This is a genomic window from Granulicella sp. S190, assembly GCF_009766095.1.
Taxonomy (GTDB): Bacteria; Acidobacteriota; Terriglobia; order Terriglobales; family Acidobacteriaceae; genus Edaphobacter.
This window is the reverse complement of sequence record NZ_LMUD01000009.1, coordinates 387,397-412,207: the sequence shown is the minus strand read 5'-3', so window position 1 is coordinate 412,207 and position 24,811 is coordinate 387,397. Positions and strand designations below refer to the sequence as shown.

Annotated in this window: 10 protein-coding genes; 6 read left to right on the top strand and 4 right to left on the bottom strand. The window is 58.5% G+C overall.

What is annotated here, in order from left to right; all coding sequences use genetic code 11:
- Positions 1–154: 154 nt before the first annotated feature.
- On the top strand, positions 155–2,245 hold the full coding sequence (locus GSQ94_RS05535; RefSeq protein WP_158942302.1) for a radical SAM protein: 2,091 nt from the start codon (positions 155–157) through the stop codon (positions 2,243–2,245).
- A gap of 487 nt (positions 2,246–2,732) precedes the next feature.
- Here GSQ94_RS05535 and GSQ94_RS05530 read toward each other — a convergent pair whose 3' ends face one another.
- On the bottom strand, positions 2,733–3,512 hold the full coding sequence (locus tag GSQ94_RS05530; RefSeq protein WP_254063667.1) for a DUF882 domain-containing protein: 780 nt from the start codon (positions 3,510–3,512) through the stop codon (positions 2,733–2,735).
- A gap of 289 nt (positions 3,513–3,801) precedes the next feature.
- Between GSQ94_RS05530 and GSQ94_RS05525 the strand changes: the two genes are divergently transcribed.
- The 3 genes from GSQ94_RS05525 (at position 3,802) to GSQ94_RS05515 (ending at position 9,320) form a co-directional block, all read left to right on the top strand.
- Positions 3,802–4,581 (top strand): YceH family protein, encoded by a 780-nt coding sequence (locus GSQ94_RS05525; protein ID WP_254063666.1) that lies wholly within the window; start codon positions 3,802–3,804, stop codon positions 4,579–4,581.
- Positions 4,578–7,223, top strand: a complete 2,646-nt coding sequence (locus GSQ94_RS05520) for a PAS domain-containing protein (RefSeq protein WP_158942301.1) — start codon at positions 4,578–4,580, stop codon at positions 7,221–7,223. Before GSQ94_RS05525 ends, GSQ94_RS05520 begins: the two co-directional genes overlap by 4 nt.
- A gap of 261 nt (positions 7,224–7,484) precedes the next feature.
- Entirely contained in the window at positions 7,485–9,320 is a 1,836-nt protein-coding gene (locus GSQ94_RS05515) for a glycoside hydrolase family 2 protein (protein WP_158942300.1), read from the top strand.
- 412 nt (positions 9,321–9,732) lie between these two features.
- On the opposite strand, the gene GSQ94_RS05510 is transcribed toward GSQ94_RS05515, so the two are convergent.
- From GSQ94_RS05510 to GSQ94_RS05500, 3 genes are all read right to left on the bottom strand, one after another.
- Complete coding sequence (locus GSQ94_RS05510; protein ID WP_158942299.1) at positions 9,733–13,338, bottom strand: TonB-dependent receptor; 3,606 nt, start codon at positions 13,336–13,338, stop codon at positions 9,733–9,735.
- A 405-nt stretch (positions 13,339–13,743) separates the two neighbouring features.
- Positions 13,744–14,424, bottom strand: a complete 681-nt coding sequence (locus GSQ94_RS05505) for a Fe2+-dependent dioxygenase (RefSeq protein ID WP_158942298.1) — start codon at positions 14,422–14,424, stop codon at positions 13,744–13,746.
- An 88-nt stretch (positions 14,425–14,512) separates the two neighbouring features.
- The gene (locus GSQ94_RS05500; protein ID WP_158942297.1) at positions 14,513–17,158 is read right to left on the bottom strand and encodes a TonB-dependent siderophore receptor; all 2,646 of its coding nucleotides are present in this window, start codon (positions 17,156–17,158) and stop codon (positions 14,513–14,515) included.
- Positions 17,159–17,918: 760 nt separating this feature from the next.
- Between GSQ94_RS05500 and GSQ94_RS05495 the strand changes: the two genes are divergently transcribed.
- Both GSQ94_RS05495 and gyrA read left to right on the top strand, forming a co-directional pair.
- A complete protein-coding gene (locus tag GSQ94_RS05495; RefSeq protein ID WP_158942296.1) occupies positions 17,919–21,341 on the top strand; it encodes a carboxypeptidase regulatory-like domain-containing protein in 3,423 nt (1,140 codons plus the stop codon).
- A 197-nt stretch (positions 21,342–21,538) separates the two neighbouring features.
- Positions 21,539–24,445, top strand: a complete 2,907-nt coding sequence (gyrA, locus tag GSQ94_RS05490) for a DNA gyrase subunit A (RefSeq protein WP_158942295.1) — start codon at positions 21,539–21,541, stop codon at positions 24,443–24,445.
- Positions 24,446–24,811: the final 366 nt, after the last annotated feature.

Genomic DNA, 24,811 nt, shown 5'->3' with positions numbered 1-24,811 from the left:
TCAGCAAAAGAAACAGATAGCTCGAATCAAGATGCATACCTCTAGTCACTGGAAGCATCAGATCAGCAGACTAAAAGACGACCTTAGTAGATAAAATCGAGTAAGAATCCAGACGATACCAAGACATCAGACGGACACTCAGGAGACAACAGAAATGCCGAAGGCAAAAATAGCCGAAAAAGCTCTCACGTACGGAGCCAAAGCAGGTTGGGCAGTATTCAACAAGCTGAACTCATTCAGCCCCAACGCCAGCTTCACGCCCAAGTGGAGCGACAAGCCGCTTCTCAAGAGCTATCAGAAAGAGAAGCCGCCTCTCGGCTGGCCTCGCACCACTGACTCGCTCTGCCCCAGGTGTATCCCTGAGATCCGTCAGCAGATCGTCGATGGCAAGCTGCCTCACGAGATCTTGCTTAACGAGAAGGTCGGTGAGATCAAGGCTCAGATCATCGAGCGCGACGGCGAAATCCTAATGGTTAAGGATTGCCCAATTCACGGACACTTTGAAGACCTGATGTCCATCGACACGGCCTTCTTCAAGCATCTCGAAGAGGTCTTCCCCGGCCGCGACATCCGCGCCCACAATGACGAGAAGCTGCACAATCACGGCACCTCCACTGTCACCCATGGCCGCGGCTCGGTTCTCACCATCGACCTTACCAACCGCTGCAACATGATGTGCGATCCCTGCTTCATGGACGCCAATCAGGTCGGCTTCGTCCACGAACTCACCTGGGACGAGATCAAGACCATGCTCGACAATGCGGTCACCATCAAGCCCAAGCGTCAGATGTCGGTCCAGTTCTCCGGCGGAGAGCCCACGCTGAGCCCCTACTTCCTTGATGCCGTCGCCTACGCCCGCAAGGTTGGTTATACCTCCGTTCAGGCCGCGACCAACGGGATTGAGTTCGCCAAGTCCAAGGAGTTCTCGAAGGCTGCTGCTGAAGCAGGTCTCCGCTATGCCTACCTCCAGTTCGACGGTATCGGCAACGCTGCCAACTCGCACCGCAAGGTCGGAAACTCGTTTGATGTGAAACTGCAGGCTATCCACAACCTGCACGAGGCCGGAGTCGACATCGTTCCCGTAACCTGCATCATCAACGGAATTAACAACGAGCAAGTCGGACGCATCATCGAGTTCGCTCTCGACAACCCGAAGAAGATCAACTTCCTCAGCTTCCAGCCCGTCAGCTTCACCGGCCGCGACGAGGACATCTCCGATGAGCGCCGTATGGCACAGCGCTACACCCTGTCGCATTTGGCACACGACGTGAAGAACCAGACCGGCCTCGGCGAGCCGACCCGCGACTGGTTCCCTATCTCCTTCATGTCCACCTTCTCCGACTGGGCCGATCTCGTGCACGGACCAGACCGCGACTGGGGCCAGCTTTCCTGCGGCTGCCACCCGAACTGCGGTATCTCGATGGCCCTGATGATCGACAAGGAGACCAAGGAAGCAGTTCCCGTGACCGCGTTCATCAACGCAGACCGCCTCGCCAAGGACGTCGCCCGCATCAACGACGCCGCCCGCGGCAAGTGGCTCTCCATCATCGGCGTCACGCTCGCGCTGCTTCGCAACTACAAGCCCGAGGCCGCTCCCACTCACTTCAAGATCAAGGACCTGCTGCAGAAGTTCGACAAGAGCTTCGGCGCAACCGGACGCAGCTACGGCAAGGTCTCCGCAGACCGCACCATGGCCGATATCGAGAAGCGCCGCTCCGACCGTTGGAACTTTCTCTTCATAGCCGGTATGTGGTTCCAGGATCTCTTCAACTACGACTTCCGCCGCACCGAGCAGTGCATCATCCCCTACGCCACACAAGAGGGCGAGATCAGCTTCTGCGCCTACAACACCGGCGTGGGCTGGCGCAATATCATCGAGAAGATGCACATGACCTCCACCCTCACCAAATGGTATGAGGAGCATGGCCGTCACGAGATCTTCGCCGGCGGTAAGAAGGTCGGTCTCGAAGCAGAGATGAAGTACGATCTCGTCCTCAACAACGAGCACGTCAACGCGGCTGCCAACGACACCTTCGACAAGTCCGGCATCGCGAAGAACTCTCGCGAAGAGAAGATCCGCGCACGCGATGCGAAGATCAAGCAGGACGCCGAGAACGCTCGTATGGCCAAGCTCTACCGTAAGGAGATCCTCCAGGAGCCCGATGCTCCGGCTGGATTCATCTCCATCGGCGAGATCAAGGCGGCTCCGGCACCCAAGGTAGAAGAGACCGTCTCCGGCGACTAAGCATTGCGTGCAGCAGACGCGCTTCGCGCAAGAGCACAAACAACCGCATCAACAAAAGGCCGCCAGCAATGGCGGCCTTTCTGCATTGTTGCAAACCTGGAAAAAATATCCTGTCCTTAAATCTCCGAATAAATCGAGCATCATGAGTTTCATAGCGACAAGCGCATTGACGAGTCCTTTGTTAGGATGTCGTGCTTTTCGTCATTTCCAATGGGAAACAGGATGAAGCGGACAAGCCGTACAGCCCACTTTCTAAAGCTCATATCGAAGTTAGACACCAAGGACAGTGAAAATGCTCCAGGTTGTAAGGCCGACACTCTTCCCGGCTACCCGAACCATCGGCTAGCCAAACAACCTTCAAAAGACTGCAAACAATTAACCGGAACTAATCCTAAAAGAACAAAGGCCCGACATAATGCCGGACCTTCAGTGTCTAACGGGATTATCTACAAATCTAAAGCGCGAGAGGATGAGAACCACCAGCAATCTACATCCCGACCGCACGTCCGCCATGAGTCCTGCGTCCTACACGGTGCGGCGGCAGTCCAAACGCCCACTCCCGCACTGGCCCCACATCTACATGCACGAACTGCGACACAGGATAGTACCCCACTCCACCTGCGCGGAGAGAGAGCGCCGTATTCCTCAACTGAACCGTCGAAACCCCAGGTACGCGCAGGTCGATCGCATGTCCTTCCATATGCTGGCTATGCTCAGCCACCCCGGTCTTCACAGACGAGTGCCGCAGCGCCTGATTGGTCTCAGGAGTTCTGTAGCCGCATACAACCTGAATAACGCCGCTAACCCGTCCCAGCCGCGCCATCAGCGCATGCAGCACGTCGAACTCCTTCGGCTCGTAGTGCACCACATCCTGCGTATAGTGATCGCGCAAAAAGTAGTCCAGCTTCTCCAGCGCATCGGGCACATAGGTGTCGCCAACCCGGTAGACCACATCCAGGCTCTCGCCGGTATGCAGATTCGTCATCCGAAGTTGATAGGGCTTCCCCTCTTCCGGCAGCTCGCCAGAGACTGTCCCTGATGAAGCGACCTCGTCCGGCATCACTCCCGGCACAACCTCTTCCCCCGTAATCATCACCGGGTGCGTCTTGCTCCGCGAAGAGAGCCGCAAGGAGCTACGCAGTCCGGAGTGCAATCCAGCGTGAACTCTGGTTCGCACGGTCTTGGCCCACGACAGTCCGCTCACCCCAAAGATCAACATCGTCGTGACCGCAACCGCTGCAAAACCCTTCACGCGCACTCTATGCATTCCATTCTCCACGGGGCTTAGAGATCGAATGCGACCATTCAAATGAGGTTCGCCATTCGTCATTGCCTTCTTCTAGTTTATCGGACGCATCCGCAAATCCGTGATGCTGTCTCTGTAACTTTAGTGTCATATCTTGATTCTCCGCCGAACCCTCCGCGAGTCCCGTTCAAAACCTGTAACCGACCCGGAATGAGCGCCCGTCGCCTCTGCTTGCAAACGATGCGTCGCGAACCAGCTCTCCGCCACACATCGACTGAGATCCGGCCGACTTGCATACCACAAGCCAGCGATGAAGCTCCCGAGCCACGCCCACCACACCTATGGCACCCTAGTAGATATGCAGCTCGACCCCATCTCCCTCCGCGTCCTCGGCTCCCTCATCGAAAAAGAGATCACCACGCCCGAGAGCTACCCTCTCTCGCTTAACGCTCTGGTCAATGCCTGCAATCAGCGCTCCAGCCGCGAGCCTGTCCTCGAGCTCACCGAGGAGGAGGTGCGTCAGGCGCTCCATACTCTGGAAGATAGGGCTCTCACCACCCCCGTCCGCGATAGCCGTGTCCCCAAGTACGAGCACCGCATCCGCACCGTCCTTAACCTCCGTCGCGACGAGACCGCAGTCCTCTGCCTCCTGCTGCTGCGCGGTCCCCAGACTCCAGGCGAACTCCGCAGCCGCGCCGATCGCCTCTACACCTTCGACGACCTCGCCGCCGTCCAGTCCACTCTCGAGCGGCTGGGCGCCCGACCTGCTGCTGACCAGCCGTCATCCGAAGATACCGGCCCCCTCGTTACCATCCTTCCCCGCCAGCCCGGCTCCCGCGAGGCCCGCTACGCCCATCTGCTCGGAGCCCCGCCCGACCTCACCGCCATCCCTGCCGGGCGAACAGAAAGAGCAGAGACCACCGCCTCGGCCACCCAGCGCATTGCTCAACTGGAGGCCGACCTCGCTATCCTCTCTGCGACTCTTCAAACCCTGCAGTCCCGCGTTGATCTCGTCGAAGCGCGCCTCCAGGAACGTCTCCAATCCCCCCACGAAGAACCTGTGTCTCATGACGATTCCTCTGTAAGATGAAGCTTCGGCCCACCTTCGTTCCCATGTCTGACCCCACCATCAAAGCGCCTGTTGCTCTCAACCGCCGTGCTCAGTTCCGGCGGGAGAGCGATGCCGAGAACGACAACCTCTCACACCTTGTCGCCCTGTTACCGGAGGCGATCCTCTGCTTCGACCGCAACTGGGTCTGCACGTACGCGAACTCCGAGGCCGTCAAGGTCAGCCGCATCCAGCCATCCGACATCCACGCTAAAACGCACTGGCAGCTCTTTCCCGAGACCGTCGGCACTGCCGTCGAGCGCGCCTATCGCTCCGTTATGCTGAACCGCGTCCCTCAACATATCGAGCACTTTTATGCACCCTTCAACGTCTGGGTCGATGTACAAATTCTTCCTACCGAAGAAGGCGTCGCCCTCTACTACCGCGATGTCACCGAACGCAAACATGCCGAGAGCCTGCGCGACTCCGCCGTCCGCCAGCTCCAGCAGATCTTCGACGCCTCCCCGGACTCCATCGTATGCATCGACCGTAACTGGATCTGCACCTTTGCCAACCTGGCCGCGCTCGACATCCTCAAGACCGATACGCTCGTCGGCGCAAATCTCTGGGAGCGCTTCCCCTCCAACCAGAAAGAGCCCTTCGTCTCCCACTACCGCGCCACGATGGAGCGGCGCATCGCCACCGAGTTCGAGGCCTACTACCCAGAGCCGCTCGATATCTGGTTTCGCGTCTCTGCCAGACCCTACGAAGACGGCATCATCATCTTCTCCAGCGACATCACGGACCGTAAGGGCGCCGAGCTCCTCCGTGACGCCTCCACCCGTCAGCTCCGCCAGGTCCTTGAGACCACGACCGACGCCGTCATCAGCATCGACCACGACTGGAACCTTACCTATCTCAATCGTCGCGCCAAGGAGATCCTTAGCCCCAAGGGCGACCTCCTCGGCAAGAATCTCTGGCGTGAGTTTCCCGTAGCCGCGCAGTCCAACAGCGAGTACCGCTACCACTACCACCGCGCCATGGACCAAGGAATCCCTGGCGAGTTTGAAGCCTACTATCCTGCTCCGATCAACCTCTGGCTTACCATTCAGTGCCGTCCCTACGACGGGGGCATGGTCGTCTTCTTCCGCGACATCACCGCCCGTCGCCAATCCGACCTTATCCTCAAGCGCCAGCACGATCTCCTCGCCTCGGTACAGCAGACCGCCCTGACCGCCACCTGGGACATTGACTACGTTACCGGCATAGCCACCTATGGAGCAGGGTCCTACCCGGTCTTCGGCCATCCGTTGGTAGACATTCCCGACTTCCGCGCCTTCAAGAAGATCGTCCTGCCGGACTCCCTCGCCCCCATCGCCTCCGCCATCAAGACTGCCGTCGAAACCGGCTCCATGGTCGTGCAGGAGTTCCAGGTCAAAGCCAGCGACGGTAGAATCCTCTGGCTCGAAAGTCGCGGCCAGGCGGTCCTCATCGACGGACAGCCAACCACCCGCCTTCGCGGCCTCACTATCGATATCACCGACCGCAAGCTGCGGCAGGAAGAGACCGAACGCCAGCGCGCCGAGCTCGAATCCATCTATCAGACCGCTCCCGTCGGTCTCGCACTCTTCGACGCCGTCACGCTCCGCTATCTCCGCATCAACGATCGCCAGGTCGAGATCATCGGTCTGCCCCGGGAGAAGATCCTCGGCGAGCTCATCACCGACGTCGTTCCTGTCATGCCTGGCCTCGAAGAGCTGTTGCGCATCGCCGCCTCCGGTCGCCCAGTCCGTAATCAACTTCTGCACGGAGAACTCCCTGGACGCCCCGGGGAACAACGCTCCTTCAATGTCAGTTATTCGCCTGTCGTTGGCGCGAACGGCTCGGTCGAGACCATCGCCGCGGTCATCCTCGAAGTCACTCATCAGAAAAAAGCCGAAGCCGCCCTTATCCAAAGCGAAAAACTTGCCGCCGTCGGCCGCCTCGCCAGCTCCATCTCGCACGAGATTAATAATCCGCTCGAAGCCATCACCAACCTGCTTTACCTCATAGGACTCTCGGACGATCTCCCCGAATCCACCCGCCAGTACCTTCAGACTGCGCAGGGCGAGCTCACCCGCGTCTGCCAGATCGCCACGCAGACACTTCGCTTTCATCGCCAAGCGGTTCGCGCCACCCGCGTCAGTGCAGCCGATCTTGTCGATGCCGTGCTCAACCTCTACCAGGGCCGTCTCGCCAACTCCCACATCCAGGTCGATGCCCGTTACGCCACCAGCACCACCATCCTCTGCTTTGAAAATGACATTCGCCAGGTCCTGAACAACCTCATCGCCAACGCCATTGACGCCATGCGTCCCAGCGGTGGACGTCTCATCGTCCGCGCCCACGACGCCACCGACAACTCGGCGAACACTTCAACCGGGGAGCCACGCCACGGCATCCGCATCACCATCGCTGACACCGGCCACGGTATGTCCCCCACCGTTCGGGCACGCCTCTTCGAACCCTTCTACACCACCAAGGATCTCAACGGCACCGGCCTCGGTCTCTGGATCTCCTCAGGCATCGTCAGCCGCCATCAGGGCAAGCTCACGTACCGCAGCAGCGAACACCCCATCCACCACGGCACCATCTTCTCCCTCTTCCTCCCGTGGGCCGAGGCCGAAACCCCGCCTCTGCTCTAGCACCGTGACCCTGCAGTTGTCGGTCCTTTTGTTGTCATCCCGAAGCGAAGCGGAGGGATCTGCTTTTGGTTCGAGCGCCCATTTCAGCGGTTGCCATCGCGTCTAACGTCCTCTCGACCGAAGCCCTGCGTCAACGGATCAACCCTCCTAAGTACCCTACCCGCACCCCTCCAAGCAATTGTTCAAAGGCCGAAGTATTATGTCTCGAGCGCACCTTCGAACCTCTGTCTGTATCGAATACCGCCTCGGAGACACACCCTCATGCCGCACTCCGCAACCTGCACCCTCTTCGCTCTCCTCCTCGTCGCTCCCATGCTGGCCCAGACCAACACCACCCTCCTCGCAGATATCGACCACCGCGCCGCCACCTCCCTCAACGGCGACTGGCACACCATCGTCGACCAGTACGCCACCGGCCTCTACGACTTCCACCAGAACCTTCGCAAAGATGGCTTCTTCATGAACGCTCCCTTTGACCCTCATGGCGATCCTCACGACTACAACTTTGCCAATGCCGCCACCCTCCGTGTCCCCGGCGACTGGAACACCCAGCGCCCCGATCTTCTCTACTATGAAGGCCCCATCTGGTATGAGAAGGACTTTCAGCACACAGCCGCCCCCAACACGCGCACCTTCCTCCACATCGGTGCTGCCAACTACCGCACCTTCGTCTGGGTCAACACGAAGAAGATCTGCCAGCACGAAGGCGGCTTCACTCCCTTTGACTGCGATATCACTGCCGCCCTCCACGATGGCAACAACTTCGTCGTCCTCTCCGTCGACAACACCCGCATCGCCGACGGTGTCCCCACCCTCCAAACCGATTGGTGGAATTACGGCGGCCTCACCCGCGATGTCTCCCTCGTCGACGTCCCCACGCAGTTTATCGACGACTATGATCTCCACCTCAGCCGCACCGACCACTCTCTCATCGAAGGCTACGTTCACGTCGAAGGCGCGCCCGCAGGCTCTACCGTCACCATTACTATTCCTGAGCTGCGCGCAAAAGTTCAGGCCATCGTCGGAGATAACTCACGCGCTCCACTCAGCATTCCTGTAAAGTCCCTCAGCCTCTGGTCCCCCGAAAACCCGAAACTCTACAAAGTCGAACTGGCCTCAGGCTCCGACAAGATCACCGATGAGATCGGCTTCCGCACCATCGAAACTCTCGGCACCCAGATCCTGCTCAACGGTCAGCCCGTCTTCCTGCGCGGCATCTCCATCCACGCCGAGGCTCCCTACCGCACCGGCCGCGCCTACACGCAGAAGGATGTGGACACGCTCCTTGGCTGGGCAAAAGAGCTGGGGTGCAACTATGTCCGCCTCGCCCATTATCCTCACGACGAACGCATGACCCGCACCGCTGATCGCCTCGGCGTCATGGTCTGGTCAGAGATCCCCGACTACTGGGCTCTACAATTCGACAACCCTGCCGTCCTCGAAAAATCCAAACAGCAGCTCACCGAGATGATCCGCCGCGATCGCGATAAAGCCTCGATCATCCTGTGGTCTGTCGCCAACGAGACGCCCAACACCGAGGCCCGCACCAAATACCTCACCACCATGGTCGACCTCGCGCATCAACTTGATTCCACTCGCCTCGTCACCGCAGCTCTTCTCGTCCGCACAGAAAAAAATGCGACTGGCTCCAACAAGATCGTCGACGACCCGCTCGGCAAAGCGCTTGATGTTATTGGCACCAACGAGTACATCGGCTGGTACGAGCAGACTGCCGCAGGCGCCGACACCACTACGTGGGATATACGCTACGACAAGCCGCTCATCATGTCCGAGTGGGGCGGCGGCGCAAAGGCCGGCAACCACGCCCCTGCGGGCGATGCCCATCCGCCGCTTTGGACCGAGGAGTATCAGGCAGAGATCTACCGCCACCAGATCGCGATGCTGAACAAGATTCCTCAGCTTCGCGGTACAAGTCCCTGGCTTTTGATGGACTTCCGCTCTGCCCGCCGCGTCAATCCAGGCCTGCAGGACAACTTCAACCGCAAGGGCCTCATCTCCGATCAGGGAGAGAAGAAACAGGCGTTCTTCATCCTCCAAAAGGCTTACAAGGACAAGACTCTCGGTAAAGCCGAGTAGCGGAGTGCAATGTTGCACGAAAAAAATGCGGGACCTCGGACCAGCCTGAGGTTTCGCATTTTTGCTGGTGTTTTCAGGGGTGTTTTCGCAAAAACATGCTGCGTAGCCGTGGTTTTTCGGTGGTGTAGACGTGGTGAAATGCGTGGTAAACGTGGACGGAAAACAGTCACTTTTACGGCGCCGAAAGATAAGCCACGAATTTCAACTTTATTTTTTGATCCAGCACGTGCGTTCGTCATAGCCGTAGGTTGAGCTGTCTTTCCGTTGTAACACCGGCCTCCTGATGGCGCTCAAGTCGCCGCCTATAGTCTCGGTACCCCAGAGAAGAGGCTTATTGAGACAAGTCAGAGTGGAGCGCAAGAAAAAGGGTAGAGACCGAAGTCTCTACCCTTTGATTAGGACTGTGTCTGAGTTAGAAGTTCAGCTTGAGCTGGAACTCAGTCGTGCGAGGACCACCCTGATCGAAGGTTCCCGAGTTACGCACGATACGAGCTTCATTGAGCGTACCCTGATCGCTTGGGCCGTTGTAGTATCCGGGCTGGCCGGCATCCGCTTGATTCAGCAAAACGCCAGAGGTGGTTCCCGGAATGCTGGTGATCGGGTTGAAGTTGCTCATGTTGAAGACGTTGTAGACGGAGACTCCAGGAACGATGCTGAAGCTTTCGCCCAGCTTGTGTAACCGGATGGGGTAGTTTGCGCTAAGGTCAAAGGTGCGAAGTGCAGCGTTGTTCAAAGGCTTGCTGGGAGCGGCTGCAAGCGGCTGCTGAACGCCATTGAGCGCTACCAACTGTCCTTGGGTAAACAGGCCAGCGGCAATCAACGCCTGACCTGCAGGAGTCGGCGTCCCCGCGTAGGTTGCGTTGTAGTTATTGATCAAGTTATTGAGCGCTTTACCGCCCTTGATCTTGTGCTCATAGTCTCCAGGAATGGTTCCCGGGACTAGATCTCCGCTAGAGCCATCGCCATCCACGTCCGTCTGGAAAATTGCACCTGTCGTTCCAGAGAGAGTGTCCAGAGTGAGTGACTGGGCGGTGGCGGAGAAGAAGTGTCCGATCGCCGAGACATTCAAGCCGTACTTGATGGCGAGGCTGCCTCCGAAGCTTATCTGATTACTCTGGTCCAGAGGAGAACGACCGATATAACGATTTGGATCGTCATTGTCGAAAGGAACAGCACCAGCAAATTGCTGGTCTCCTGCGGTACCCGAACCGGTTGCGGTAACGATTCGAGAGAGGTTGTAGGAGATCTGGAAGTTACTGCTCACGATTCCAGGTGCGGGATGTGCCTTCTGCTGCTGGAGAACGATCTGGAGTGCATCGTAACCGGAGCGACCAATGGGAAGGATGAACTTGCCGAGACCGACGTTCGGATTGGTTCCAGGAAAGGCCGCGCCGGTAGCCACGGTGAGACCGTTATACGAGGCTGGGGTTCCCTGCAAGGAAACATTCGCAGAATCGAGGCCGCCCGAGATTAGGTTGCCGGCTGCATCGGTCTGGGTCGCCGCGAAGGATTGAATCGTCGCACCTGCCGCAATAGCACATGTGATGGCTGCCGAGGAAAAGCCGCCTGCGCAGCCCTGTTTAGCGGTTTGGGCAGCGATGGCATTCTGAGCCGCCGTAACGTTCAGGGTACGGGCAGCTCCTAAGTGGTTGACATCCTGTGAGAGCGGAATCTTCAGGGTTGCATTGTGAACGTAGTCGACGCTCAGAACCAAGCCTTTGGAGAGCTCACGCTGAATTCCGCCGTTGAACTGGATCGAGTATGGGCTCTTGTAGGGACCAGCGTAGATATTGTTCGCTTCTAGCCCAGCGGTACCGATGTAAGAGGGATTCACGCCAAGGACATTCTTCTGGGACGCCTGGTACTCGGATTTGATCGCGTTGACCTCGATCGCAGCCTGACCGATCGATTCACTCGAGATCGTAGATATTGGTGTCCCGTCAGGAGATGTAGTGATAAGTCCGAAACCCGGAAGGGTGAGGCTGCTAGCACCCTGCCCCAATTGCGCTACGTTCAAAGCCGCAATGGGAGACTGAATAGACGGGGTGCGGGCATTGGTGGTGTTGTTGAAGACACTGCTCTCGTAGAAGATCCCGATGCCGCCACGGAGGGAGGTCTTGTGGTCTCCGGGGCTGAAGTTGAATCCGAACTGCGGTCCAAAGTTGGCGTAGGGCTGGTGAGTTCTCTTGCCAAAACCTGCCTGATACTGGTCGAAGAGCGGCGTATTTCCAGTGCAGCCGGGGAACTGTACCGAAGGATCGACGCTGGAGCAGAGTGGAGTAGCAAGATCCTGGTTAGCGCGGTCGGTATCAACGCTCCAACGTAGACCTGCGGTGAGGGTGAGGGACGGAGCTGCCTTCCAGATATCGGCGACATAGGCACCAAAGCGCCAGCTCGGATCGAGACCGCCAACCAGGCCAAAGCCCGGCCGCTCAGAGAAGAAGCCGTTTCCGTTGCCGATGTTGTAGAACTGGGCGATATAGTCCAGCGGATTGGTTGGGTCTCCACCAGCAGCCAGATTGCCCGGGGTTGCAGACAAGTCCGCGAAGAGAGAAGGACCGTAGAAGTCTGCGAAGCCTCCGCTGGCCAGACGGTTCATGTCAAAGCCAAACTTAATGTTGTGGGCTCCCTTGGTCCAGGTGCCGTCATAGCGGAACTGCTTGTCGGTCTGGAAGGTTCCCTGTGGTGCGAGGTAGTTGGGACCTGCATTGAGGTCGCCGAACAGGGTGAGCTGCCCACCTACTGAGGGGCCGGAGGGGTTATAGATGGAGTTGCCCAAGGCAGCGGTTCCATCTTGGAGGAGATTGTGGAACTTCTCGTAGCCGCCGCGGAAGGAGTGGGTGAAGTGACCGGTGGTGAAGTCGGCTCCGCCTACGATTCCCGGAACGTTATCCCGGTTCTGGTAGAGCTGGTACGGTGCAAGGCCAAAGGTGGCAGTGTCAGCGTTAACGCTATAGACGCCGCGAACAAACAAGTGAATACCCTTGGGGCCGTTGTAGTCCAGGCGGGCCGTGCTGAAGGTGTCACGGAACGGCGCCGGTACGAGAGGGAACTGCGAAAGAATAGACGAGAAGACCGGGTTGGCACCGAGGGCGACGTCCTGCTCTGCCTGCTTGATGCGTTCGACTCCTGCGAAGAAGAAGAGCTTGTCTTTGATGATGGGTCCGCCAAAGTAGCCGCCGAACTGGTTACGCTGGAAGGGAGCTTGAATGCCACCCACGTCTGCGGCGCCTGCGCGCGCATCCTGGAAGTTAAAGAAGCCATTTCCATGAAAGCCGTTGGTGCCGGACTGAGTCGAGACGAGTACCTGGCCGGTCGAGGTAACGGTTCCGGAGACGTCCTGAGTGGAGCGGTTGAGCTGAAACTCCTGAATAGCGCCCGCGGGGACGTTATAGAGGGTGGTACCGACAGTTTCGTCGGTGATGTCCTGACCATCAAGAAGAATACGGGTGGTGCGTCCGCCTACACCGCTGGTCGAGATTGCGGAGTAGCCTGCCTTGGTAGGATCGAAGGTCTGTCCCGCCTGAAGAACTACCCCGGGTTCCAACTGAGCGTAGTCGAGAATATTGCGTCCGTTGACCGGGAGGGAGTCGATTTGCTCGCGATTGATGACACCGGCGACGCCGATCTGTTCCGTATTCACCTGGAGTGCGCCAGCGTTCACCTCAACTGTCTCAGCCGAGGAACCGAGGGTAAGCTTAAAACTTCCGGGGGTGGCCGTACCGGTACGGACTACCGTGGTAACGGAGAGCTTTTCAAATCCAGCTCCAGTGATACTCACCGTGTAGTTACCAGGATTCAGTGGGCCTACGCTGTAGTAGCCGGATTTATCGGTCGTAACCGTCTTGGTCGAACCTGTGTCGGTTCCGACAATGGTCACGGTAGCGTTAGCTACTACGGCGCCGGAGGGATCTGTGATGGAACCCTGAATCGATCCACCATTGACCGAGGTGGCCTGCCCGTAGCTCATAATCGCGGTGGCAAACAATAGCACTAGCAGCGTGAAAAACCTTTTCATCTTTTTCTGCTCTCCTGGTTCGGGCCGGAATTCTCCAGCGACGGGTGATGGCGACGCGAGGCAACATGAAGATCTGTGTATAGACGGTGAAGCAGCTTGGGGGCCAAATGAGCAAGCACGTGATTTTTTTCTAAAAGGGGAGGCAATAGAAAGACTTACCCGTCGGATGAAGTGGAAAAAACTTAATCCGCGAGCAGATTTTTATGAATTTATATATTTCCCCTACCAGAAATGGTATTGACAGGAGAGCCGGGACCAGTACCTTTAAGTCACCCCGTCCCTTCAAGAGAAGCGGCTAACGAGTTCTTTCGCAGGACGGAAGATAAACCGTAGCGTTTCCGGCTCGGCTAACCCCCTTAGGCTCCGATCAGCACGGTCTGTGGATCGCGACCACGCGAGCAACACCTACATCTCCGCCCAGCGCCGCAGCAGATTGTGATACACCCCGGTCAGCTGCACTCCAGCCGCATTCCCAGGAAACTCGACCGCCAGCCGCTGAATCGCCGTGTCGAGATCGTAGAGCAGCGTCCGGTCGCCGTCGCTCCGGATCATGCTCTGGATCCAAAAGAACGAGGCCACCCGCGCACCCCTCGTCACGGGAGCCACGCGGTGGAGGCTCGTCGCCGGATATAAGACCATGTGCCCCGCCGGCAGCTTGACCGAGTGCACGCCGTAGGTATCCTCTACCGACAGCTCGCCGCCGTCGTACTCCTCCGGCCTGGAGAGAAACAGCGTCGCCGAAACATCTGTCCTTATCCTCTGCCCTGTCGCGGCGTTTGCGCGGATCGCCGTGTCCACGTGGGTGCCGAAGTGGCCGCCGCCCGTGTACCGGTTGAACATCGGCGGAAACACCCGAAGCGGCAACGCCGCCGACATAAACAGCGGCGAGCGTGCCAGCGCCCCCAGGATCATCTCCCCCAGCTTCGCGGCGACCGGATGGCCCTCCGGCAGCTGCAGATTTTCCTTCACGCTCTGCGCCTGATACCCGGCGGTCACCTTTCCATCCACCCACTCCGCTGCATCGAGCGCCGCCCGCGCCTGCTTCACCTCGTTCGCGGTCAACACCTCCGGAATCGTAATCAGCATCCTCTACTCCTTTGCCTGCGGGCCAGCTGAGGAGAGATGCAAGCGGCCAGGAGGGATCTCCCGGCCGGCTCGCTCTCTCTCGTCCATCTTAGAACTTGAAGTTGATTCCTATTTGCGCATTGGCCCCAGCTCCCGGAACCAGATGGCTCGGATGCGGCAGGTCAATATAGTAGCGGTTCAAGATGTTATTCACGTTCGCCTGCAGCTCCAGCCGGTCGGTCAGAGGCCGCCTTACCATGGCGTTGAAGACCCAGTACCCCGGCACCTGCTTCAGCGCGGTCGCAAGTACCTGGTACTCAACCCCCGGTGCGCCCGACGGCGTCACGTAGTTGATCGGCCCGGAGTAACTGGTGGGGACGAACGGCACTGTGGAGCTGGCCGTTCTGCTGGCCACATAGTTTCCGCCTACGCCGACGTTCAACCGCAGCGGCAGACGATGCGTCACAAACAGATTGAAGGTCTGCTTCGGCACGTTCGCCAGCGGAAATCCAACCGAGGTCGGGAAGAACTTGGAGAAGATCACCTCGCTGTCGAGATAGGCATACCCGGCAACGACGTCCATTCCCTCCGGCAGCCTGCCCACCAGCGAGAACTGAACTCCCTTCACCAGCTGATTTCCCGCCGCAACAATATTGTTCGAGTTCGTCGGGTCGGTCTCGCGCGCGTTGTCCTTCTCTGTTCTGAACCACGAGCCCTCTGCCAGCAGCCGCTCATTCAGGAAGCTCCACTTCGCGCCTACCTCGTAGGTCTCGTTCTCCTCAGGTGCAGCCGAGCTGTTCGCCAGGCCAATGCTCAGGCTCAACGACTCCGCTGCAGGATTGAAGCTCGTTCCGTAGTCGAAGTACACACTTCCCCGGCTCGAAGGCTTGAACACAAACGCCGCACGATAGCTTGGCTGCTCATCCACGCGGCTGATAGGAGCCACCGGAGCCGTCACCGTTCCACCCGCAGGCGGAGTCGGCTGGTACAAATTGTAACCGGTATCGAACCTATCCCAGCGCACGCCGCCGCTCGCCTCAAACAGCCGGCCCAGCTTGATTGTGTCGACGAAATAAAGCCCTATACTCTCTGCTTTGGTGTGCACGATTGACGAGATGTACCCCGTGCCTCCGAAGGGCTGCTGCGCATTCGGGTCAATCAAGGTAGCCGTAGGGACGGTGTTGATCTTATTAAGGGTGTAACTTGTTCTGATCGGGTTCGAGATCTCCTGCCCGCCTTCTACTCCAGCCACCAGCGCATGCTTGATCCCGAAGGTCTTGAAGCGCGCCGTTACCTCTGTCTGATCCCACAGATCACCTTCCACACTCTTCACCTGGATCTGATTCCGGTTCACCACAATCGTGCTCGGATCACTCGCAGCCGTATACGCGCAGGGGAGCGCCGTATTCACAGCGGAGGTCGGCAGCGAAGTTACAAATCCACCCACCGGGACACTCAGCGGAGCGTTCGAACAGATCTGCGGCTCCGTGATCTGCGCTTGCCGCGGATAGTTCGCCGCCCGCGCAATCGTATGCAGATTCAGGTTCGGCGAAAACTCGTGCTCCACCTTCAGGGTCAGGATGTCATCGTTCGTCTTCAGGTAGTTCTCATCGGAAAACCCGTAGTAGTTATGACGGATCGCGCCAGGCGCAGGCTTGTTGTTGAACCACGGCAATCCATAGTCGGGCGTGTCGCTCTCGGTCAGGTGCAGGTAGCTCAGCGTTGCCCGCGTCTTCGTGTTCAACCCAATCGAAACTGAAGGCGCAATCCCAAACCTGCGCACCTCCGTATAGTCGCGCCCCGCAACTCCACCCTCCTGCGCCATCAGGTTCGCACGATAGACCGTGCCGCCTAGAACATCCAACTCGGGCTCATTGATGTCGGCGGTGATCCTCCGCGTCTTGTCCGTGCCAAACTGCGTCTGCACATTCACGAACTGCTGCACCACCGGGACTTTGCTCTCCTGGTTGATTACGCCGCCCGTCGAGCCGCGCCCAAACTGGATTCCCGCCGGTCCCTCCAGCGCCTCCACCTGCTCGTAGTTAAATGAGTCGCGATAGTAGCTGCCGAAGTCGCGAATCCCGTCCAGAAAAATATCATTGCGCGCAGTAAATCCGCGGATGGTCAGGTTGTCGCCCTGCGCGCCGGCCTCGCCAGCAGCCAGGCTGATCCCAGGCACGTTCCGCAGCGCATCGCGCAGCGTCGAAACGCCCTCGTCCTTCATCACAAACTGCGGAATCACGCTCACGCTCTGCGGCGTATCGATCAGAGGTTCCGTGAACTTGGAGAGCGAGACTGAGTTAGTAACTGAATCGGTTACAGAGATCGTATCCTTCGACTGCACTCCAACCAGCATCGTCGCGGCATCATCCACGCGATAGTTCAGCCCTGTTCCTTCGAGCAGTAGACGCAGCGCCTCATCCTCGCGAAACAGTCCGACCACGCCCTTCGAGTTGAACCCAGCCACCGTACCCGCGGGCAGTACAACCTTCACAGTCAACCCGGTCGCCTTCTCAAATGCCTTCATCGCCTCGTCCAGTGGCCCAGCCGGAATATCGAACTTCTTCAGCGGCAGTGTCGCCTCTGCAGCTCCACACGTTACCGGATCGACCTTCTCCACCGAAGCCATCGCCGTCTTCGTGCCGCCCATCGCCGCATAAGCGGCCAGCGTCCCCGCCGCAATCCATCCGCGACTCCCGCCAATCTGCGCCTTCTTCCTCTTGCTCCCCGCTGCCTTACGCACCGTCTGCTTCATTCCTATCTCCTCGGATCAACTTCCGTGCTCGGCAAAGATCGATCGCGCTCACTTTCCTTCAGAACAGCGTCGGTCTTCACAGTCCCTCTTCCAGCGACTCGAAGGTGCAGTTGAAACCAGGCGCACCTCACCGACGACCGCTTATCCTCAAAGCATTCGCCAACCAAACAAGCCGCCGGATGGTTCAGGGTTTGTGTTGATAAGTCATGGAGTTTTGAGCCGAAGTAGAACGATCCGACATCGGACCTTATAATGCAGAGAACCTGCAGTCACTCGGCTGTAGCTCCCAGGTCCTCGTGGTCTCCGCCAAGAGAATTTTCCGCGAGGATCTGGTCAAACCCTCCAATAACTAAAGCTCTAAAAACTCAGATAAACCGAATATACGACGGTATCAGTCCGAGATCAAGTTATAGCAGACTGATTTAGTCTTAGTTTAGATATCGGCTAGACAGATCCTCCCCCACACACTTTGCCACCGTCCAGTTTCATGCAGCGAAGAGGTAGGTTCCTACATACCAGTTCATGCAGCGAAGAGGTAGGTTCCTACATAAATTCATATCTTTTTGAGACGGGCAGCTCTAGAGCACCCCATTGTCCTATGTATATCTGTATTAAAGAGCGATACGGACTGCCAAATGAAATTGGCCCGCAAATTGCTCAACCTAAGGTACGCGACTAAACCAAAAGAGTCCTGATCGAGGAGTTTATCTGTGGACTCCGATGCTTGGACCCCGATTTAGTCAGCGTTGGAGAAGAACGAATGCGACGTATTTCCCTCTTTGTACCCGCCATCACTATGGCCTTCATTGGCGCTGCTCTTGGTCAGACCACGAGCGGAGACCTTGTCGGTACCGTGAAAGATCCTTCTGGAGCCATCATCGCGAATGCAACGATCGTGGTTACCAACGTCGATACCGGCGTCGCCACTACCGAAAAAGCCGGGACCTCCGGCGAGTTTCGCGTAGGCAATCTTCTCCCCGGCAAGTACGACCTGGTTGTCAGTTCCTCGGGCTTCCAGCCGTTCACCCTTCGCGGCATCGTCATCGAGCTCAATAAGACCTCCACGACCAACGTCGCCCTCTCCATCGGTGCCAGCACCACGGTTGAAGTCGCAGCAGAAGCTGGCGCAGTCCTCGACACGACCAGCACCAACCTCACCCAGACCTTCAGCAACGTGGAGCTTACTGATCTTCCTTCCACCTCCTCGGGTGGTTCGAACGGCTTCGGTGTCCTGAACGCCTCCCTCCTTAGCCCTGGTGTCGCCTCCAGCGGCGGGATCGGTATCGGCGTCGGCCCCTCTATCGGCGGCCAGCGTCCCCGCAACAACAACTTCACCATCGAAGGTGTGGACAACAACAACAAAGCTGTCACTGGCCCACTCATCTATCTGCCTAACGATTCGGTCGAGAGTTTCACGCTCATCACCAATCAGTTCTCTCCAGAGTTCGGCCACTCCTCCGGCGGCCAGTTCAACACCAACGTCCTCTCCGGAACCAACAAGTTCCACGGACGTCTCTATGAGTACTTCCAGAACCGCAACCTCAACGCAGAGGTCGGAACCCAGGGCGGCAAACCCGCCATCAACCCGCGCTACGACAACAACCGCTACGGCGGACAGGTCGGCGGCCCCATCCTCAGGGACAAGCTCTTCTTCTTCGTCAACTTTGAGCGCAACTCCATCGGAAACAATCCTGCCATCTTCTCCTGCGTCCCGACCGCAGCCGGTCTTAGCACACTCAAAGCCCTTGGCGCTCCCTACGGTCTCAACGCCAACAACCTTGCCCAGTACCTCAAGTACACCCAGCCCGCTACCATCACTGGAGCCGGTGGCGCTGGTATCGATGCCTCAGCCGACGTAGCCTGCGGCAGCGAAGCCACCGGGGCGCAGTTCCTCACCGTCAACTCCGCGACCTCCGGAGCCTCCACCAACATCCCCCTCGGCAACTATCAGAGCACCGCCGGAACGCCTTCCAACTTCGACGTCCTCACCACCAGCGTCGACTACACCATCACTAACAAGGACAGCTTCCGCGGACGATACATCTACAATCGTCTCTCTGACACCGACACGGCCGGCAACACGATTCCGTTCCCCGTCTTCTTCACCCAGCAGCCCTTCCGCTATCAGCTCGTCGCTCTCAGCGAGTTCCATACCTTTACTCCCAACCTCACCAACGAGTTCCGTATCGGTTTCAACCGCTACTCGAACACCCTGACCGCTGGCAACTTTAGCTACCCGGGCCTCGATCAGTTCCCCAACCTCGTCTTCGTCGATCAGGGAAACATCAATCTCGGACCCGACCCGAACGCGCCACAGTTCACCATCCAGAACCTCTACCAGGTGGTCGACAACGTCAGCTACGTCAAAGGCAAGCACACCATCAAGATCGGCTTTGACGGCCGCAAGTACATCTCGCCCCAGGGATTCACGCAGCGTGCACGCGGCGACTACGAGTGGAACAACCTCTCCGAATTCCTCCAAGACCTGGCTCCCACCAGCTTCGGCGAGCGCTCCACCGGTAGCCTCACCTACTACGGCGACCAGACCGCACTCTATGGCTACGTAAACGATACCTGGCGCGCCAGCCCGAAGCTCACCCTCAACGGTGGTCTCCGCTACGAGTTCACCTCCGTTCCAGTCGGTGAGCGAGCACAGGGGTTGAACTCCGCCGCCTCTGTACCAGGCCTCATTAGCTTCACCGAGCCGAAGCCCGCTTACAAAAGCTTCGCTCCTCGCATCGGCATCAACTACGCTCCAGATGATAAGACCTCAGTCCGCGCAGGTTTCGGCCTGTCCTACGATGTTCTCTTCGACAACCTTGGGACTCTCTCCTTCCCGCCGCAGTACTCGGCAACAAACGATGTAGGCAATGTCGGCAATCCTCAGCCAGGCGACCCGAACTTCCTTGCCAATGGCGGTCTTCCTCCCGGCAATGGCGGCATCCTGGTCTTCCCGAACACGCCAGCCGGCCTTGCCGATCAGCGTGGAGCCACTGCAGCCTACATTCCTAATCAGACAGTCCCCTACGCCGAGACCTACACCCTCACCATCCAGCGCACCTTCCTAAGCAAATACACCGGTGAGATCGGTTACGTAGGCACACGCGGCATCCACCTCCCAACCCAGGACCAGATCAACATTCAACCCAGGGTCAACGCAACGAATCAGCTCCCTACCTCGTTGAGCGGCGGCAGTGCTGTCATCTCTCCAGTCAACGCCAACACGCTGGGTGCAATTCAGGCGCTCTCCAACATTAGGCCGGACTTCCTCGCTCAAGGCTTCACCAGCAAGATCACCTCGTATCAGCCTTACTCCAGCTCCAACTACAACGCCTTGGTTGCCAATGTGACCCGCCAGTATGTCGGCGGATTCCAGACCAACCTCTCCTACACCTACAGCAAGACGATGGACGATGCGACGGCTGAAGTCTTTGCCACCACACTCACTCCACGCCGTCCGCAGAACTCGCAGAACGTTGCGGCAGACTACAGCCGCTCCGCTCTCGACCGTACCCACCGCATCTCTCTCGAAGCGGTCTACGATCTGCAGCTCTACAAGCACTCCAGCTCCTTCCTGCTCAGGAACGTCGTGGGCAACTGGACCATCGCACCCATTTACACCTATGAGTCGCCGGAGTATGCCACTGTCCTCTCGGGTGTCAACTCCAACCAGAACGGTGATAGTGGCAGCGCAATTGATCGCACGATCATCAACCCCACCGGCGTCAAGGGTACGTCCAGCTTGGTCAGCCCGCAGTACGCCACCAACCTGGCGAGCCTGTGCACGGCAGATACTGAGACCGCGCCCGGTCAATGCCCAGCCAACCTGGTTGGCTACGTAGCCAATGATCCCACTGCGTACTACATCCAGGCTGGAGCGGGAACCTTGCCCAACGCCTCACGCAACAGCCTCGCTACACGCCCCATTAACAACTTCGACATGTCAGCCTTGAAGCGCGTGACCTTCCACGAGCGCTACTCGTTTGAGTTCGGAGCCCAGGCGTACAACGTCCTCAACCACGCTCAGTACACTCCGGGTACGGTTAACAACATCAACACCACGTCCAACACCACTACCTATCTCAACTTCCAGACCGTAGGGAATGGCTTCTTCAATCAGCCTGGAAAGGTCTTCACCAACAACGCCCGCTCCATGCAGTTGTCTGGAAAGCTCTTCTTCTAACTTCAAAAAGAAGCAAAATCTCACGACTCAAAGGGACAGGCCAAAAGCCTGTCCCTTTTTTTGTCTTATCCGCAGCGCAGTACCCTCGCAGATTCCCTCTAAGTCCCGCGTTTTGTGCATATACTCCCACCCTGCAAAAACCACGCTCCGACAAGCCTTTACCCAGCCAAATCAAGCATTTATCATAGAGAAACACCATGGCTGACGATCTCTTTCCGCAAGACCCGAAAAACCCTGAAGTGCCCTCCCCGCAGGACGCGAACTCCAACAACCCTCCCCCCGCGGGCTCTCCACCCGATGGACCCTCCACCGTCCAGGGCCGCGGTGCCGCGTTCATGCTCTCCATCAATATTGAGGAGGAGATGCGGAAGTCGTACCTCGACTACTCCATGTCGGTCATCATCGGCCGCGCCCTGCCCGACGTTCGCGACGGCCTTAAGCCCGTCCACCGCCGCATCCTCTATGGCATGCAGGAGATGGGCCTCCAGTTCAACAAGAAGTACACCAAGTCCGCCAAGGTTGTCGGCCACGTCATGGGTAATTACCATCCCCACGGCGACTCCGCCATCTATGACACCATGGTTCGCCTTGCCCAGCCCTTCTCGCTTCGCTATCTCTTAGTAGACGGCCAGGGAAACTTCGGCTCCGTCGACGGTGACTCCGCCGCTGCCATGCGGTACACCGAATCGCGCCTCACCCGCATCGCCGGGGAGATGCTCGCGGACATCGACTACGACACCGTGGACTTTACGCCCAACTACGACGAGTCCTCGCTCGAGCCCACCGTCCTTCCTGCGCGCGTCCCGAACCTCATCGTCAATGGCAGCTCCGGCATCGCCGTCGGCATGGCGACCAACATTCCGCCTCATAATCTCACCGAGATCGTGAACGCCTGCATCGCGCTGCTCCAGAAGTCTCCGCAGGACCACCGCTCCGACCTCGACCTCGTCCTCGAGCACGTTCTCGGCCCCGACTTCCCCACCGGTGGATTCCTCTTCGGCAAGACCAACATCCCGAACGCATACAAGACCGGCCGCGGCCGCTTCATGATGCGCGCCAAGGCCTCCATCGAGAACATCTCCGGCGGGCGCCAAGCCATCATCGTCACCGAGATTCCCTACCAGGTTAACAAGTCCAAGCTCATCGAGCGCATCGCCGAGCTCGTCAACGAGGGCGTCATCACCGATATCGCCCGCGACGAGTTCCGTGACGAGTCCGACCGCGACGGCATGCGCATCGTCATCGGCCTCAAGCGCGGCGCCGAGCATCAGATCGTGCTCAACCAGCTCCACAAGCACACCCAGATGCAGGAGTCGTTCTCGATGATCTTCCTGGCGGTCCACAACGGCCAGCCGAAGGAGTTCCCACTCGACCACGCCATCCGCGCCTTCCTCGATCACCGCACCGAAGTCGTCCGCCGCCGCACCGCCTTCCTGCTTGCCAAGGCCCGCGACCGCGAACACATCCTCCTCGGCTACCAGATCGCGCTCGATCATCTCGACAACGTCATCAAGATCATCCGTCAATCGTCCAGCCGCGCCGACGCCCGCGAGAATCTCTTCTCCTACTTCTCCAACAAGCGCATCAACCTTCGCGGCACCGAGCTCGCCGGCATCACGCTTGACCCCAAGAAGTACAACATCGACATGACGTTCTCCACCACCGGAACGCTCATCCTCTCCTATAAGCAGATCGACGCGATCCTCGAACTGCAGCTCTACCGCCTCACCCAGCTCTCCATCGACGAGCTTCTCAAAGAGCTCGCCGAGGTTCGCGACAACATCACCGAGTTCGAGTCCATCCTCGCCTCGCCGGCCAAGCTCCGCAAAGTCATCATCAAAGAGCTGACCGAGATTCGCGACAAGTACGGCGATGCCCGCCGCACGCAGATTATCGACGAGACCGCCGAGCTTCAGCTTGAAGATCTCATCACCGACGAGCAGGTCGCCGTCACCGTCTCCAACACCGGCTACCTCAAGCGCACGCCCATCTCTATCTACCGGCAGCAGCGTCGCGGCGGCACCGGGCGCCTCGGTATGAAGACTCGCGAAGAGGACTTCGTCGCGCAGCTCATCATCGACTCCACCCACGCCTATCTCCTCTGCTTCACCAACACTGGCCGCGTCTACTGGCTCAAGGTCTACGAGGTCCCCGACGTCGGCGCCGCAGGCAAAGGCAAGGCCATGGCCTCGCTCGTCGCCCTTCAGCCCGGCGAAAAGGTCGTCACTATCCTGCCCGTCCGCGACCTTGAAGAAGACTCCAAGTTCATCCTCTTCGCCACGCGCAATGGAACGGTGAAGAAGACCGCGCTCAAGGACTTCTCCAACGTCATGGCTCGCGGCATCATCGCCATCAACATCGACAAGGACGACGAGCTCATCACTGCCCGGATCACCGACGGACAGCAGGTCATCTTCCTCGCCACCCACGACGGCATGGCCATCCGCTTCGCCGAGCAGGATCTACGCCCCATGGGCCGTCCCGCCACCGGCAACCGCGGCGTCTCGCTCAAAAAGGGCGACTACCTCATCGGCGCCGCCGTCACCCCCTCCAACGAGGCTCGCAACAAGCAGCGCCTTGAGCGCGCCGCACAAAAGGGCCTTATTTCCCAGGTCGAAGCCGCCATCGACGAAGCCGCCGACTCCGCCATCGCTCAGCCCCTCGAGCTGGCCGAACCCGGCGAACTCGCCGCACCCGCGCTCTCCGAAGAGGCTCAGGCCAAACTAGAAAAGCTCGACAAGCAGCTCGGCCTCACCCCCTGCCTCATCCTCACCGTCAGCGAGAACGGCTTCGGCAAGCGCACCGACGTCGATCAGTATCGCCTCCAGTCTCGCGGCGGCAAGGGTGTCATCAACATGAAGACCACCCCCAAGATTGGCAAGGTCACCGCCATCCAGCTCGTCGACGACACCACCGAGATGATGGTCATCAGCCAGTTCGGCAAGATCATCCGCATCGACACCAAGAGCGTCCGCTCCGCAGGCCGCAGCACCCAGGGCGTCAAGCTGCTCGACCTGGAACCCCAGGACAAGGTAGCGGCCGCCGTAGTGATCCCCCCAGAAGAAGCCAAAACCCAACCCGAAGAAGGAACGCTGCTGCAGTAATTTTTTGAGACGTGGTGACGCCCGTTTTTGCTGGTAGTTTTGGCAAAAACGGGCGTTTCTACGTGGTGTTTTGGTGGTCTAGCTGTGGTGGGATGCGTGGCAAACGTGGTGTTTTGACCGTCACTTTTCGGGCTCGAAAAACATGCCACTTTTATGGATTTATTTTTGAGGGATCCCCATTTTAGGAAATCGTAGACCTCTGCGGGGAAGATCGTTCATACAGTAAGATTTTGTGAAAGGTAACCACTTAATTGCAACAGTCCTTAAGAAGACCCGGAAGAGTGGCTCTGGTCCAGTTTTAGTCGTTCCATGTACGACGAACCGACTCCTGTCCTTATTCTCGTGTCTGAGTTGTGAGGATCGTGC